Origin of the sequence: Paenibacillus antri (genome assembly GCF_005765165.1) — a bacterium.
Taxonomy (GTDB): Bacteria; Bacillota; Bacilli; order Paenibacillales; family YIM-B00363; genus Paenibacillus_AE; species Paenibacillus_AE antri.
Map to the genome: position 1 here is coordinate 158,455 of NZ_VCIW01000005.1, position 15,159 is coordinate 173,613.

At 58.1% G+C, this 15,159-nt stretch carries 13 protein-coding genes; 9 read left to right on the top strand and 4 right to left on the bottom strand.

What is annotated here, in order from left to right; all coding sequences use genetic code 11:
* The first annotated feature begins 3 nt into the window (after positions 1-3).
* The 7 genes from FE782_RS10310 to FE782_RS10340 all read left to right on the top strand — a co-directional run bounded on the left by FE782_RS10310 (position 4) and on the right by FE782_RS10340 (position 10,209).
* Complete coding sequence (locus tag FE782_RS10310; RefSeq protein WP_138194012.1) at positions 4-879, top strand: carbohydrate ABC transporter permease; 876 nt, start codon at positions 4-6, stop codon at positions 877-879.
* A gap of 27 nt (positions 880-906) precedes the next feature.
* A complete protein-coding gene (locus FE782_RS10315; RefSeq protein WP_138194013.1) occupies positions 907-4,914 on the top strand; it encodes a DUF5722 domain-containing protein in 4,008 nt (1,335 codons plus the stop codon).
* Between the two features lie 273 nt (positions 4,915-5,187).
* Entirely contained in the window at positions 5,188-5,712 is a 525-nt protein-coding gene (locus FE782_RS10320; protein ID WP_138194014.1) for a polymer-forming cytoskeletal protein, read from the top strand.
* Between the two features lie 217 nt (positions 5,713-5,929).
* Entirely contained in the window at positions 5,930-7,135 is a 1,206-nt protein-coding gene (locus FE782_RS10325) for a GTP-binding protein (protein WP_138194015.1), read from the top strand.
* Between the two features lie 45 nt (positions 7,136-7,180).
* On the top strand, positions 7,181-8,152 hold the full coding sequence (locus tag FE782_RS10330; RefSeq protein ID WP_138194016.1) for an ABC transporter substrate-binding protein: 972 nt from the start codon (positions 7,181-7,183) through the stop codon (positions 8,150-8,152).
* Positions 8,153-8,162: 10 nt separating this feature from the next.
* Positions 8,163-9,173, top strand: coding sequence for a FecCD family ABC transporter permease (locus tag FE782_RS10335; protein WP_138194017.1), 1,011 nt, complete (start codon positions 8,163-8,165; stop codon positions 9,171-9,173).
* Positions 9,166-10,209 (top strand): FecCD family ABC transporter permease, encoded by a 1,044-nt coding sequence (locus FE782_RS10340; protein ID WP_138194018.1) that lies wholly within the window; start codon positions 9,166-9,168, stop codon positions 10,207-10,209. Before FE782_RS10335 ends, FE782_RS10340 begins: the two co-directional genes overlap by 8 nt.
* Positions 10,210-10,213: 4 nt before the next feature.
* On the opposite strand, the gene FE782_RS10345 is transcribed toward FE782_RS10340, so the two are convergent.
* Together FE782_RS10345 and FE782_RS10350 are read right to left on the bottom strand one after the other, a co-directional pair.
* Complete coding sequence (locus FE782_RS10345; protein ID WP_138194019.1) at positions 10,214-11,122, bottom strand: TIGR03943 family putative permease subunit; 909 nt, start codon at positions 11,120-11,122, stop codon at positions 10,214-10,216.
* Between the two features lie 24 nt (positions 11,123-11,146).
* On the bottom strand, positions 11,147-12,172 hold the full coding sequence (locus FE782_RS10350) for a permease (protein ID WP_138194020.1): 1,026 nt from the start codon (positions 12,170-12,172) through the stop codon (positions 11,147-11,149).
* Positions 12,173-12,441: 269 nt separating this feature from the next.
* Here FE782_RS10350 and FE782_RS10355 point away from each other — a divergent pair, with 269 nt between their 5' ends.
* The gene (locus FE782_RS10355) at positions 12,442-13,005 is read left to right on the top strand and encodes a sigma-70 family RNA polymerase sigma factor (protein WP_238392415.1); all 564 of its coding nucleotides are present in this window, start codon (positions 12,442-12,444) and stop codon (positions 13,003-13,005) included.
* Positions 12,986-13,669 carry a hypothetical protein gene (locus FE782_RS10360; RefSeq protein ID WP_138194021.1) on the top strand — a complete coding sequence of 228 codons (684 nt, stop codon included), beginning with the start codon at positions 12,986-12,988 and terminating at the stop codon, positions 13,667-13,669. The genes FE782_RS10355 and FE782_RS10360 overlap by 20 nt, the downstream gene beginning before the upstream one ends.
* A 437-nt stretch (positions 13,670-14,106) precedes the next feature.
* On the opposite strand, the gene FE782_RS10365 is transcribed toward FE782_RS10360, so the two are convergent.
* On the bottom strand, positions 14,107-14,619 hold the full coding sequence (locus FE782_RS10365; protein WP_138194022.1) for a hypothetical protein: 513 nt from the start codon (positions 14,617-14,619) through the stop codon (positions 14,107-14,109).
* Positions 14,606-15,073: a hypothetical protein gene (locus FE782_RS10370; RefSeq protein WP_138194023.1), complete on the bottom strand. Its 468-nt coding sequence runs from the start codon at positions 15,071-15,073 to the stop codon at positions 14,606-14,608. Before FE782_RS10370 ends, FE782_RS10365 begins: the two co-directional genes overlap by 14 nt.
* Positions 15,074-15,159 lie beyond the last annotated feature (86 nt).

Below are 15,159 nucleotides of genomic sequence, written 5' to 3' on the forward strand. Positions count from 1 at the left end.
CGCATGCATTCCGTGAAAACCGCCAAGTTGTCGACGACCGTTCAGCGGAGCCGGTCTTCCGATCGGTCCGCGGCGCAGATCGCATCCTATTCGATCTTGTCGTTATTAGTATTCTTAACGCTCGTTCCGATTTTCTTCATGCTGTTCAGCTCGCTGAAGAGCAACGCGCAAATCTTGGGCAACTTCTGGGCGCTGCCCGCGCCGCCGCAATGGGGCAATTACGGCGAAGCGTTCGGGGCGATCTGGCGTTACGTCGTCAATACGGTCGTTTATGCGGTCGCAGGCAGTACGCTCGTCTGTTTGCTCTCCTCCGTGTCGGGGTACATCTTCGCCAAGAAGACGTTCCCCGGCAAGGAGACGTTGTTCATGATGATGCTCGCCATGATGATGATTCCCGGCGTGCTCACGTTAATCCCGTCCTATGTGCTGTATAACAGCCTCGGCTTGACGAACACGCCGTGGGTCATTATCGTCGCGGCCGCCGCGGGCGGGCAAATTTTCGGAACGTTCTTATGCCGAAGCTTTATGTCCGGTGTGCCGAACGAGCTGTTCGAAGCGGCGAGAATCGACGGGGCGCATGAAATCACCGTGTTTACGAGAATCGTCCTGCCGTTGTCGGTGCCGATCCTGGCCACGTTGTTCATCATGCAGTCGGTCGGCGTCTATAACGACTACATCTGGCCGCTGCTTACGATTCGAGACAGCAGCATCCAGGTGATCGGCGTCGGGCTGACCGTGTTCGAAAATCAATTCGGCATTACGAATATGGGGGTGCAGTTCGCGGCTTATGCGTTGTCGTCGGTGCCGCTGGTGCTCATTTTCGCCTTCGGCATGAAATATTACATCCAAGGGATGACCCAAGGCGCTTTGAAAATGTAGATGAACCCAAGGGAGGATTCGTAATTTATGAACCGAACCGCAAAATGGACGGCCGGGTGTATCGCCTGGCTGTTGATTTGCCATGCCTTCTTAGCGTCCTTCGCCGTCGCGGCGCCCTACGATCCAGGGCTTACGCCCTCTCCGAACGTGTCGAACGGCACGGCGGTGTATCCCGCGAAAATCATTAACGACTTCAATACGGCCGCCGACGTGGCGACCTGGTCCGCCGGCGAAAATACGAGGAGCGTAAACTTCGTTACGGGCATCTTGAACGGTCCCGGCAGCGTATACGAAGGGACCGGCGCGCTCGAGCAGCAGCCGGAGCGAGTGAAGGTGTACGCGTGGCGCACGATTTACCGCGACTTCGCGACGCCGCTCGACCTGTCCGACTCCCGTTACTTGGCGTTCGCCGCCAACAGCTGGGGCTGGCAGCCGGTAGAATATGTGCTGCGTATCCGTCTGCACGGCGCGGACGGCGTGAACGAGTCGATCGCTCATATTCGGCCGGACAGCTGGAGAACCGTATTCGTGGACGTCTCGAATTGGTCGGGCCGCGGGGCGATCTCCAAGATGGAAATTTCGTTCATGCAAAACTTCGATCTCGAAGGGGTGCCGCCGGGAGCGCCCGGATACGATTATTGGGACGGCCGGTTCCAGATCGATCATATTTCGGCGACGAACGTGCTCGATATGCGATTCTCGAAGGCGGGCGATCCCGAAGGGTTCACGGCGGCGGAAGGCGCCGTGACGGTCGACGCGGGGGCGCTGCAATGGACGGTCGCCGGGGCGGGCGATGCGTTGACGTCGGGGTCGTTCGCGCTGTCGATCGCGGAGCGCAACGCGATCGCGTTGACGCTCGCGAACGGAACGCCCGCATCGCAGTTGAAGGTATCGTGGACGACCGCGGAGGATCCGGTCTGGGACGAGGAGAAGTCGAAGACGTTCGAGGTGGATCCGTCGTCCGGGATGAAGGCGTACGACTTCAATATGTCCGATAAGCTGAACTGGGGCGGCACGCTTCAGGCGTTCCGCATCCAACCGGTGCTGGAGGAAGGAGAAGGGGGCGTCATTCGATTGGACGAAGCGGAGTTCAAGATTTTGCCGCCGCTGCCGCCGGAGACGATCGGCGAGCTGGCGCAGCCGGTCATCGGCGGCGACGGCAGCGTCGTCGTCGCGGGAACGATCACGTCCGCTTCGGTCGAGATCGATCCGCAAGCTCGATTAGCGCTCTACGAGCTGCCTACCTATTCCGATCCGTTCGATCCGGCGACGGAGCGCGTCAAGCTCGGCGAACAGCCGGCGGCGGCGAGTTTCTCGTTCGCGTTCCCGCTGCAGGACGGAAGCCGCAGCCGCTTATACTCCAAGTTCGCCGTCGCGCTGGAGACGGACGACGCGACGCTCTGGGTCGATGCGCCGCAATACATCGCGAACCCGCAGTCGCTCGCCGCGAATACGTATCCGTTCCCGGAGGCGAAGAGCAAGAAGGGGCTGCAGGTGCAGTATACGGACGACGCCGAGGAGCTCGGCATCAGCCACGCCGCCTTGAACGTCGCTTACGATCAGATGCTGTACTTAACCGACAGTCAACCGGCCAATACGATTCCGTATGAATTCCAAGGCAAGACGTATTACTTCAAGAAGAACGTCGTCGAGAATCTCGATCTGCAAATCAAGAGCCTGTCCGATAACGACAATATCGTCTCGCTCATCCTGATCATGTACCGGAATCTCGATCCGAATACGCCGAACCATATTCTGATCCATCCGGATTCGGAGCCGGGCGGCACCGTCTACGCCGTGAACACGAAGACGGCGGAGGGCGTCGGGTATTACGGCGCGATCACGAGCTTCTTGGCGGAGCGTTATACGCGCGCGGACGAAGCGTACGGACGCGCGGTGAACTATATCGTCGGCAACGAGATCGGCCAAAACAAAGTTTGGAACAACATGGGGCCGAAGCTCATTCACGAATACGTGGAGGACTACGCGCGTACGCTGCGGCTGACCGATACGATCATTCGAAGCCACTACGACAAGGCGCGCGCGTACGTCTCCTTGGATCACTTCTGGGACGAAAATCTGCCTTCGGATTCGCTCTGGAAGTACGACAACAAGAACATCGTCGACTTGCTGACCGAGCACCTGAAGACGAACGGCGACATTCCGTGGAACATGGCGTTCCATCCGTATCCGGAAAACTTGTTCAACCCGAAGTTCTGGGAAGACGCCACGGCGACGTTCGATTTCAATACGCAGCGCATTACGTTCAAGAACTTGTCCGTCCTTGTGGATTACTTGCGGCAGCCGGATTATTTATACGAAGGCGAGATGCGGCGCATCATCTTGTCGGAACAGGGCTTCCACAGCCTCGACAATTCCGAGCAGGCGCAGAAAATCCAAGCGGCCGCCTATGCGTACGCTTACTACATCGTCGAATTCCTGGACGGCATCGATTCGTTCATTCTGCACCGCCACGTCGACCACGCCTTCGAAGGCGGCCTGAATTTGGGCTTATGGACGAATTTGCCGGGCGAGACGGCGACGCCCGATCAGAAGAAATTGGCGTATCACGTGTTCCGCGATATCGATACGGCGAAGTCGCTCGAGGCGACGAGCTTCGCGCTCGACGTGATCGGCATCGACTCGTGGGAAGCCGCGATTCCGGGCTTCGATCCGGCGAAGCTGAACGACCGCGTCGCGCCGGCGTACGCGCCGGCCGGATTGAACGGCCCGTCGCAAGGTTTTGACCCGAAGGCGGTTCGGATTTCTACGTTCGAAAACGGGACCGACGGCTGGACGTTCGCCGACAACAGCAACGGCGTATCCAGCGTGTCGGGAGACGCGTACGAAGGGACGTCGGCGTTGCGGGTGACGTTCAGCGCGCTGTCCAAGATGTGGCGCGGCGCGGACTTGAAGCTGGCGTCGCCGGTCGATCTCTCGAATACGCCGGTGCTCAAGTTGGCGCTCAAAGTGCCGGGACCGCTGCCGGATCGGACGCACTATGCGAAGGTGAAGGTATACAGCGGATCTACGAGCGCGGAAGCGATCGTAGCCTTGCCGAATCCGGGCGAATGGCAATCGATCGCGGCCGACTTCCGCGACTTCCAAGGCATCGGCGCGGTGGATCGGATCAAGGTATGGATGTCTTCGCCGGCGACGACGAACTGGAACGGCTCGTTCCTGATCGACGACGTGTCGTTCGAGCGGAAGGGCGAGACGAGGGAGTCCGTCGCGAATCTCGATATTTCCGCGCGTCTCTTGGCGGACCCGCTCGGGGTCGGATCGAACATCGAAGTGACCGTTACGAATTACGACGATAAGAAGCTGTCGGGCGAAATCGCGGTGACGTCCGAGCACGCGACCTTCTCGCTTTCGGCCTTGGACGCGAATCACGTGTTGCCCGGGGAGTCGAAGACGTTCCTGCTGTCGGTCGTCGACTTCGCGCCGCCGCCCGCCGGCGGAAACGTGACGATGACGTTCACGTATCGGGAGACGGCGATAACGAAGACGATCGGCGCGGTGAAGCCGAACGGGGAAGACCAAGTGCCGAGTAACGTCGAGCTGCTGTACAACTTCGAAACCGGCTTGCAAGGCTGGGAAGCGGTCGACAATCTGGCCGGGCTCCGGACCGTAGAGACGTTCCCGAACGGCCCGACGAAGCCGATCCTCGGCAGCTATGCGCTGAACGCCAGATCCGCCGTCGCCGCGGCGACGGCATGGAAGACGGCGAAGGTTGCCCCGGAGACGGCGATCGACATGAGCGAAGCGCATACGTTCTTCTATCATATCGATTCGTACGGCGGCGTTCCGAACGCCACCTATGAGACGCGAGTCGTCTTGACCGGCGCCGACGGCACGACGCTGCAGTCTGCGCAGGCGATGCAGGCGGATCGATGGAATCGCATCGCGGTGGACGTCAGCGGCTGGGCCGGTCGAAGCGAAGTGACTTCGATCGAGATCGGCTTCCGCGCCGTAGGCAACGATCTGGCATGGAATCCCGAAATTCAATACGATTACATCGGCTTCGAAAAATAATAGTCGATCGAAAAGGGCTGTCCCAAAAGTCGTAAAATGACTTAGGGGCGGCTCCTTCTTTTTACAATCATGCTCCTAGCGGGAGGGGGTACGGGTTCCGGCCGCCACTGAACGTCGTGCAGGGGGATGGCTACCCGTTAGTAGATTTTACCCACTTTTGGGGCAGTCCTTTTTTGAATAAGAGATTGTGAAAGTCGTCACATACTTCGCTCGCTTTTGCCGGTATGATGAACCTGAGCGACGAAGAAAATTTGTTTCCGGGGGGATATCAACATGAAATGGTTCAGAGGGTTGTTGGTCGGCGGCCTCGTTATCGCCGTCTTATCCGGCTGCGGGACCAAAGAGGAAACCGCGGTTCCGGCGACGGAACCGACGGATGCGGCGACATCGGCGTCGATCGTTAACGATGCGGCTGCGTTCACGAACGCGGTCGGAGAGAAGGGGACGTGGATCATCGCCATTCTTAACGACGTCGCGGTCGATCAAGAAGTAGTAGTGGCGGGCGAATTCCGGGATAAGGGCGCCGCGGACGGCGAAATATACCGGAAGATCGCGTTGTACGCGCAAGACGCGGACCACAATATTACGGCGTCGTACACGTTGACGGTTCCGAAGCTGACGGTGAAGAGCGAGAACCTTCGCGTGCAAGGCGGAACGATTCAGGGCGACGTCGTCGTGGAAGCGGCCGGCTTCCATCTGCACGAGACGGCGACGATCGACGGAAGCCTGTCGTTCGCGAACGATAACGCGAAGGCAACCGCGAAGATCGACGGGAACGTGACGGGTACGCAAGAGTAAGGTCGTCGGGCAACCAGTCGGACGGGAATCATCGGTAAGATCGAACAATGAGAAAAGCCAGCGGTGCAATTCAGTTGCGCCGTTGGTTTTTTTCGCGAAAAAATGCGCTCATTCGTGTAAATCGTTAATATTACTATTTACATTAAGGATATCAAGCGTTACAATCGACATCGTGGTTAATCGTAATTATTACAGATAAGGAGGACGAGAATCCGTCATGAATCCGAAGGAACAACGCATTCCCGTCACCGTGCTAAGCGGTTATTTGGGCTCGGGCAAGACGACGCTGTTAAACCATGTATTGAACAACCGCGAGGGGTTGAAGGTAGCGGTCATCGTCAACGACATGAGCGAGGTCAATATCGACGCGGCTCTCGTCGGCCGGGAGACGCAGTTGTCGCGAACCGAAGAGAAGCTGGTCGAGATGTCGAACGGCTGCATCTGCTGCACCCTTCGGGACGATCTCCTCCGGGAGGTCGAGCGTCTCGCGACGGAAGGAAGGTTCGATTATATTTTGATCGAATCGACCGGGATCGGCGAGCCGGTTCCGGTCGCGCAGACGTTCTCCTACGCGGACGAACAATCCGGCATCGATCTTTCCCGCTTCGCCAAGCTCGATTGCATGGTAACGGTCGTGGACGCGTACCGGTTCTGGCACGATTTCGCTTCGGGCGACAGCTTGTTGGAGCGTAATCAAGCCGCGGGGGAAGACGATACGCGATCGGTCGTAGACTTGTTGATCGATCAGATCGAATTTTGCGACGTGCTCGTTCTGAACAAGTGCGATTTGGTCGGGGACGAGGAACTGAATCAGCTGGAGAGGGTACTCCGTACGCTGCAGCCCGCCGCCCGCGTCATCCGGGCCGTCAATGGCCGAATCCCGCCGTCGTCCATCCTGAACACGGGGTTGTTCGACTTCGAAGAAGCGAGTCGGTCCGCAGGCTGGATCCGGGAGCTTCGGCGACCGGCGCATACGCCGGAGACGGAGGAGTACGGAATCGGCTCCATCGTCTATCGTAGACGCCGGCCGTTCCATCCGGAGCGATTGCTGCGATGGTTGGAAGAATGGCCGGAAGACGTCGTCCGGGCCAAGGGAATCGTCTGGCTCGCCAGCCGCAACGGCATCGCCGGGATGATCAGTCAAGCGGGGCCGTCCATTCAGTTCGGTCCGTCCGGACATTGGATCGCCTCCTTGCCCGACGAAGAACGGATTGCGCTCCGCGCGGATCAACCGGAACTGTTCGAAACTTGGGACGACGTTCATGGCGACCGGCAAACCGAGCTCGTCCTTATCGGCATCGACATGGATCGAGAAGCGATCGAGGTCGAATTGGACGGCTGCCTGCTGACGGACGAAGAGATGGCGTTGCCCGACTGGAGCGCGTTGCCCGACCCGCTGCCCGCATGGGCGGTCGCCGAATGACGCATATCGAATTACGCTGGAATCCATACATACGGAGGTAGACCCATGAAGAAATTTACGGTTCGAGGAGGAATGACGATCGCCGTGCTGGCGGTCGTTCTTTCCGCCTGCGGGAACGGTCTCGCCGTGCAAAGCGAGCCGCCGAGCGGGAGCTTATCCATCGTCGACGATACAGGAGAGACGCTAACGTTCGCGAAGCCGGTCGAGCGAATCGCGTGTGTCGTCTCGCTCTGCATCGACTTGACGGCGGAGCTCGGCATGGAGCCGATCGCGATCGGGGAAGGCGGCGTCCGGACGATCGCCATGCAGCCGGAGTTTTACGGCGAGAAGGGACGAAGCTTCGCTTCGATCGGCGGCAGCTTCTTCGAGCCGAACGTAGAGGACCTCGTCGCGGCGAAGCCGGATCTGGTGATCGGATTGGAGGGCGTGCACGACGCGATGAGGGAGGGGCTATCCGGGGTCGCGCCGATCCTGCTTGTCAACCCTGTCGGCTATTCCGAGTCGGTCGAGCTGCTCAAGGCGGTCGGTACCATTACCGGGCGGCCGAAAGAAGCGCAGACGTCTGCCGACGCGTTCCTCGCCAAGCTCGAAGAAGCGAAACGCAAGTCGCCGAAAGACCGGAAGGCGCTCATTATGTACGGCAGCGACGTGAATTTCGCGATCGTGACCGACAGCGGTCTCGGGGGGACGGTGTTACGGGAAATCGCGGTCTACCCTTGGAAGGTGAACGATCCGTCCGAAGATCCGTTCGGGGAAGGCGCGATTCCATATTCGTTGGAAAAGCTGTTGGCGGAAAACCCGGACGCGATCTTCGTCGAAAGTTATTCGTTCCAACCCGGGACGAAACAGCTGTCGGAGCAATTGTCGCAGCTTCCGCTGTGGAGGGAACTGAAAGCGGTCCAAGAAGGGAAGGTCGCGGAAGTTCGGTCCCCGATTTGGGGAGACGGGCGAGGCACGCGTTCGCTCGGCATCATGGTCGACGAAGCGATGGCGTTCCTGTACCCTGAGCTTCCCTAAGGGAATTGACATGGAACTTCGTGTTCTTCGTTCCGTACTTCTGACGATTCTGCTGATTCTCGTCGTTCTTGCCTCGTCGGCGGCGCAGGTTGCCTTAGGAACCCCCAACTTGACGTGGGGCGAGCTGCTCGGCATCGTCTTCCGGAGCGAGGGGGAACCGCTCGCGCGTACGATCGTCTTGGAGATGCGGCTGCCTCGGGCCGTGCTTGGCGTCTTCATCGGCGCGATGCTCGGAGCGGCAGGTACGCTTGTGCAAGGAGCGATGAACAACCGCTTGGCGGGACCTGAGCTGCTGGGCGTATCGTCCGGGGCGTCGCTCGCCATGGGGGCGATCGCGGTGCTGCAGCTTCCGGTATCCTGGCATGCGCAGCCGTTGTTCGCGTTGGCGGGAGGACTGGCGGGGGGAGCATGCGTATTGCTTGCCGCAAGAGGCAGCCGCGGCGCGGTAAGCATGCTTCTCGTCGGGATGTCCGTATCCGCCATCCTGAACGGCACGCTCATTCTCTTGATCGCGCTCGGTACGAGCAACGACGTGAATCTGCTTTACTTATACTTGCTCGGTTCGCTTGCCAATCGAAGCTGGGATCACGTCGAGCGAACCTTGCCGTGGTTCGCCGCGATGGCGCCGATGGCGTTCCTCTACCTCCGTACTTTGAATGTCATGCAGCTTGGCGACGACGTGGCTGCGGGTCTCGGCGTGAACGTCGAGCGGTCGCGTCATGCGATTCTAGCGCTGTGCACCGGACTCGTAGGGGTGACCGTAGCCCAGTGCGGCCCGATCGGGTTTATCTCGCTGCTTGCGCCGCATCTCGCAAGATCGATGCTCGGAACCAACGACGCCCGGATCGCGCTGCCGTTCTCGATGCTTTGCGGCGGCGCATTACTCGTCTCCGCGGATGCGGCGGCGCGTCTGCTGCTGTACCCGGCGGAAATTCCGGTCGGGGTCTGGACGACGCTGCTCGGGGGGAGCTGTTTCTTGATTCTCATGGTCCGGCGGCAAGGAGGAGTCCCGAATGGGTGAGGGGAAAAATGTATCGTACGCGGGTAACAAAACGGGGGTGGTCCTGCTGACGCTGGCGATCGCGCTCTCGGGTTGTTTCGTGCTCTACATCGGCTTCGGAAAGACGCCTTATTCCTTTGTAGAAGTCGTCCGTGCTCTGTTTCACGTCGAAGCGGATGCCGGGACTCGGCACGTCGTCTGGAATTTGCGCCTTCCGAGAGCGCTAATCGCCGTTGCGGCGGGCGCCATGCTGGGTACGGCGGGGGCGATGCTGCAATCGATCTTGCGGAATCCGCTCGTCGAACCGGGTCTGATGGGCTCCTCGGCCGGCGCCGTTCTGTTCGCGGTGCTGTGGTTGACGTTCGCGGCGGGCTCGTTCGCGGAGACCGTCTCGTTGCAGCTCGTTGCGCTCTTCGGGGGCGTCGGCGCTACGCTGCTCGTCTTGGCGCTAAACTCTCGTCAGAGCGCCAACCGCGCGCGATTCGCCTTAATCGGCGTCGTGACCGCTTCGATCTTGCAGTCCGCGACGTCGCTCCTGCTGCTCCATCGACAGCAGGGACTGTCCTCGATCTTTCTATGGCTGTTCGGTTCGCTGAACGGGAGGGGCTGGAGCAGCTGGTCGACGCTCTGGCCATGGGCGTTGTTCGGGATCGGACTGGCGCTGGCGTACGCGCGGAAGGCCGAAATTTTGCAGCTCGGAGACGACTCGGCCGCCGGTCTGGGCCTTGCCGTGAATCGTACCCGTTTCCTGATGCTCGCGATCGCTTCCGCGCTGACCGCCGCCTCCGTCTCCGTCGTCGGAGCGATCGGCTTCATCGGATTGATCGGTCCCCATGTCGCCGGATGGTTCGTAGGGAGGCGCCCGACGGCGTTGTTTCCGACGAGCGCGCTCTTCTCGGCGCTGTTGCTCCTCGCGTCGGACTGGGTCGGCCAAAGCGCGGCGATCCGATTGCCCCTGCCGGGGATGGAACACTACGTCGCAAGTTTGCCCGTCGGCGCAGTTACAACGCTATTGGGGGCACCGTTCTTCTTATATTTGCTCCGCCGTTCGCTGTAACTCCTTAATCTCGAGCCGGAAGTTCGTCGAGCGCTTCGTAATTCGGATACACGTATGGGGTTTCCGGCGAATCGATGCCGGCGACTTCCGCCGCCTCGATCTTTACGATCTCCACGCCGCCCCAATCGGCGGTCCCGATCGTCCCCGTCACTCGGATCCAAGTATCCTCCGCGAATCGCGACGCTTCTTGGGATTGCACTAAGAATCCATAAGGCGTCGCATCGGCGGAGCAACAATCCATGGCCATCCTCGCCACGACGAATTCATCCGCGGCCATCTCCTCCGTTCGGTACGCGAACCCTTCGATTTGCACGCTCTTCCCGACGAATCGATTCAGGAACAGGTCGATCGCCGTGATAATCTCTAAGTAAGCATCTTCCCGAACGACCATGGGATCTTGTTTCATTAAACGTACCGCCAAGCTTGCGTATTGATCCTCGTACAGATCGCCGGTCTGGAACGATCGCAACAATTGATCGTCCTGCAACGATTCAGAAGACGGTAAGGGCGTTCGTACAGGCGTCTCTTCCCGGGGAATCGCGGGCGTCCCCGGTTCGCTTCGGCTAAGAACGATGCCCTTCTTATCGACCAGGTCGCTCCCGAGCGCAAGGTCGGGGAGGAAATAACCAAGTACGAGCGGGGAAAACAATAATCCGTACGTCAGCGCGTTACGCCATAACGACGGGGAGGGGGGATGGTCGCAGCCGCAATCGACGTGACGTCCTCTCGCGCCTACGAACATGGAGAATGCTTGGACGACGGCGAACATCATCAATACGATGGCCGACAGCTTCACGAAAATTTCCATCCTCGGCGCGATGTAATATTGCAGCGCATCAACTTTAACTAAGTAAATGATGTAAGTGGAAAATCCGGCTGCGACGAACGCTCGCAATAGACGGTGGATCGTCATAAGGTTCCTCTCCTTACTAGAGAATTAGATGAATTTTCCGAGCAAAAATACGCCGGCGGAGACGGCAACGAACGTAAAGAAGGCGATGAACAGCACGAATCTGCCTCGGAATACCGCCAGCATCATCATCGTGCTCTTCACGTCTAACATCGGGCCGAAGACGAGGAAAGCGATCAAAGACGTAGCGGAAAAGGTAGACGCGAACGAAGAGGCGACGAACGCATCGGAAGTGGAACAGATGGATAGGATGTAGGCGAAGCCCATCATGAACCAATTGGAAATCCATTCGGAATTCGCGATGGCGAGCAGACTGTCGCGATCCAAAAAGGTTTGAACGCCGGCCGTAAGGAGGGCGCCGAACACTAAATATTTGCCCATGTCGATGAACTCGCCGGACGCATGCTCGAAGGTCGAAAATAGTTTATTGCCGGTACCGGCCGAGTCGCGATCGTGATGGTGGCCGTGATCGTGATGGTGATCGTGATGCGCGTGACTCGGAACGGACTTCAAAGGATCTTTCTTCACGAAGGCGTATACTAGAAGCCCTACGGCCGCAGCGACGGCGAACGCTAACCCCATCCGCGAATAGACGATCTCGGGTCTCGCCCGAAACGCCATATAGGTCGATGCGAATACGACGGGATTTAGAATGGGTCCCGCGAGCAGGAACACAACCGCGGAGTAGAGCGGAAGCCCTTTCTTTACGAGCCTACGGGCGACAGGGATCATTCCGCATTCGCAGATCGGGAAGATGACGCCCAACAAGCAGGACACCAGGACGCCGAGAACGGGATTTTTCGGGATCAATCGCTGCACGATGCGGTCGGGGACGAATACCTGGAGGATCGATGACAGGACGACGCCGAGCAAAATGAAGGGGAAGGCCTCCAGGACGATGCTGACGAACATCGTTTTGAACGTTTGGATACTAGAGATTTGCAGCTCGGGCAAGTTGCGGATGACTTCCGGATTCATGAAAATAACGATAAGGAAACTTACGAACACGAGCAGAACAAGCGACAAACCAAGCCGAACGGCAGGAGCGATCATTTCATAGACCTCCAATAATACTCCGTTTGCGAATCAGTCAAGCTATCTCATATTATTTCGTAATTATTACGATTATTCGCCTCGACGTCAACCTTTTTGTGGAAAAAAGATGAGACCATCGACGTATCGATCGCCTCCCAGGGGGGCCGGGCGTATGGGCTGTATCGACTTCCGGATCGGAGTCGGTGAAGCTTTTTTTTCATTTCGGCGGTTCGCGATGAAGCGGATTTCTTCCTCAGGCCGTCTAATAGGGTGGAGGTGGTGATCCAGTGAAGCCGGCCGGCTTGAAGACGAAAGAGGAATTTTCGAAGGATCCCGCGGGGGCGCTCGAGCAGCTCATGGAGCATTACGGCGCGACCGTTATGCGGACCGCCTATTTTTATACCGGGGATCGGCATCTCGCCGAGGATATCAGTCAGGAAGTATTCCTGCGCGCTTATCGAACATGGACGTCGTTTCGCGGGGAAAGCGCGGTGAAGACGTGGTTGACGACGATCGCGGTCAACGTGTGCAGAGACAAGATGGGCGTGCGGATGTTCTCGGAGCAGCCGACCGACCCGAGTCGGATGGAGCGGGGGCGAACGATCAGCGTGGAAGAGGAGGCGCTTGAGCGGCTGAAGAAGAGCGAACTGCTGCAGCATGTACTACGCTTGCCCCTGCCCTACCAAGAAGTGTTGTTTCTATACTATTACTCGGATCTAAGCACGCCGGAGATCGCGGATGCGACGAAGACGCCCGAAGGCACCGTGCGGAACCGATTGCACCGAGCGCGCGAGGCGTTGGCTCGGGAGATGAAGAAGGAGGAGACGTACAATGACGGATACGGATCGTAAGCTGCGTCGACAATTTCGAGAGGAGTCGGATGAGATGTTATTTTCCAATATAGAGATGAGCGAAGATTTGAAAGCGAAGGTTCGGCGGACGGCGGCCGCGGAAAAGCCGGTTCGGCGGACGGCTTTCCCGAAGTCTTGGATGCTGGGGGCGGCGGCGTTGGCCGCGGCGGTCATGCTTCTCATCGGCTATCCGATGCTGCAGCCGCCGGCCGCCCCGACGCCGGGAGACCAATCGGCCGGCAGCGAGCCGCCGGCGAACGGAGGCGCCGTCGGCTCCGACTTGTCGCAGCTGATCACGACTCCGCTGAGCACCGTCGACGAAGCCGCAACGGCCTTCGGAGCGGAATTGCATGTTCCGAACGACGTACCCGAGGGCTTTACGTTGTCGGAGATCGCGGCGGTAGGGATGGAAGGCGAGCCGGCCAGAGACGTCATCTTCACGTATGCTTCCGGCGAGAAGTCGTTGACGTTCGTCGCCAGCCGCTTACCGGCCGCGTTCCCGGCGGATTTGTTCTCGAAGACGACGGTCGGCGGCGCGGACGGATTCGTGTTCGAACAACCCGGTCTCACCGAATTGTTTTGGAGCGTAGACGGGATTCAATATTCCGTTACCGGCCAGATTACGGGAGAAGAAGCGTTGCAGGTCGCCGAGTCCGCGCAATAACCGTTATGGACAACCCAGAATGTTCCAGAGAACGTAAGGGAATCGACGATAGACGTAGATTCGTTTCGCTTGTCAAGGCCACAGCGCGACCCGCGAGCGAAATCGGCGCTTGAGATCGATTTCCATCCCGTGATACGCTTACATCGGTAATTACACGCAAGGATGTCTGTCTCCTCGTTCATCATACGACCAGGGAGGGATGCGGATTGAAGTGTAAACCATGCGAAGGTACGGGGAAGGTGAAATGCACCGCGTGTTCGGGAGAAGGGGTCCAATACGGTCGAAGCAAGTGTACTTCTTGTAGCGGCGAAGGATTGACCGGATGCGACAAGTGCGGCGGGCAAGGCAAGATCGGATTTTTCCGTTGGTTGAAGTCGTGACAACTCCCCGTTTCGAAATTCATTCGGGCCGTCCTGCGATCGCAGAGCGGCCTTTCTTTATGGGGACGTCCCGAGCGGGCGATCCGTAATATAATGGTAAAACATTATCGTGGCGCTTTGCACGAACAGATAGATCGAAAACGAATAATGCAACCCATACGCGTCTTTGTAATGGAACACGCCGACGAGGGAGCATAAAAGTTCGAAAGCTACCGAAAAGCCGGACCAAAGCACGACATATCCGACTCTCAGGAGACCGCGCACGCGGAACAGATCGTAAAAATAAACGAAGAAGTAGCCGAACGGCGCGTAGAGAAAGTAAAGCGTAAAATCCATGACGGTATAGGCCGGTCCGTCCATAATGTCGTAGAGATCGAAAATATGTCCGCCGATGGAGTTGTCCAATATACTTGCGAACGTTGCGCTGAAAAGGAAGATTAATAACATGGTAGATTTGGATAACCGCTTCGGCATTAAATAGACCGCACTATATAAAAAGGCGATACATCCAAGCACAAACCAATCGTTCCAATCGAAGGCCTTCTCGTAAAGCCAATTAGGTCCTTGCATGAATGCACATCCTTCGAAAGTATCGCAAGGTTATGAGCGGCAGGATATACAAGAGAATACGATAGCCGGCCAGCCAAGAAAACACGTGAACCTCGTTGTAAATAACGATGCGAAGATAGTGACTAAGGCCCTCCAAGCCTATAAGAAAAGCGATCGAAGCGACGTGTATATGGACCCTGCGGGAGACGGTTCGAACGAGAGCCGCCCCGTTCGCCGTCACTGCGATGAATAGCGGGACGATCGCGCTTTGCAACAGCGTGAAGGAAACGAAGCTCGCCGGATCCTTCGAGATTTCGAAGATATGAAGCGTTTGGCTGGACCAATAATATACGTTGGTGTTGATGAAATTCGACAATAAAAAGACGAAGGCGAAATCCTGGCGCGACGACTTTCGAACGAGAGCCGCCGTCGCGATAAGCATCCAGCTTGCGGCGATAGAGAAGGATAGTAACATGGTGACCTCGCGGATAGGGTATAAACCGTATTATTTCCGAATCGATGTATTACATACCTTACCCTAGCATGGCTGATAGAAATATG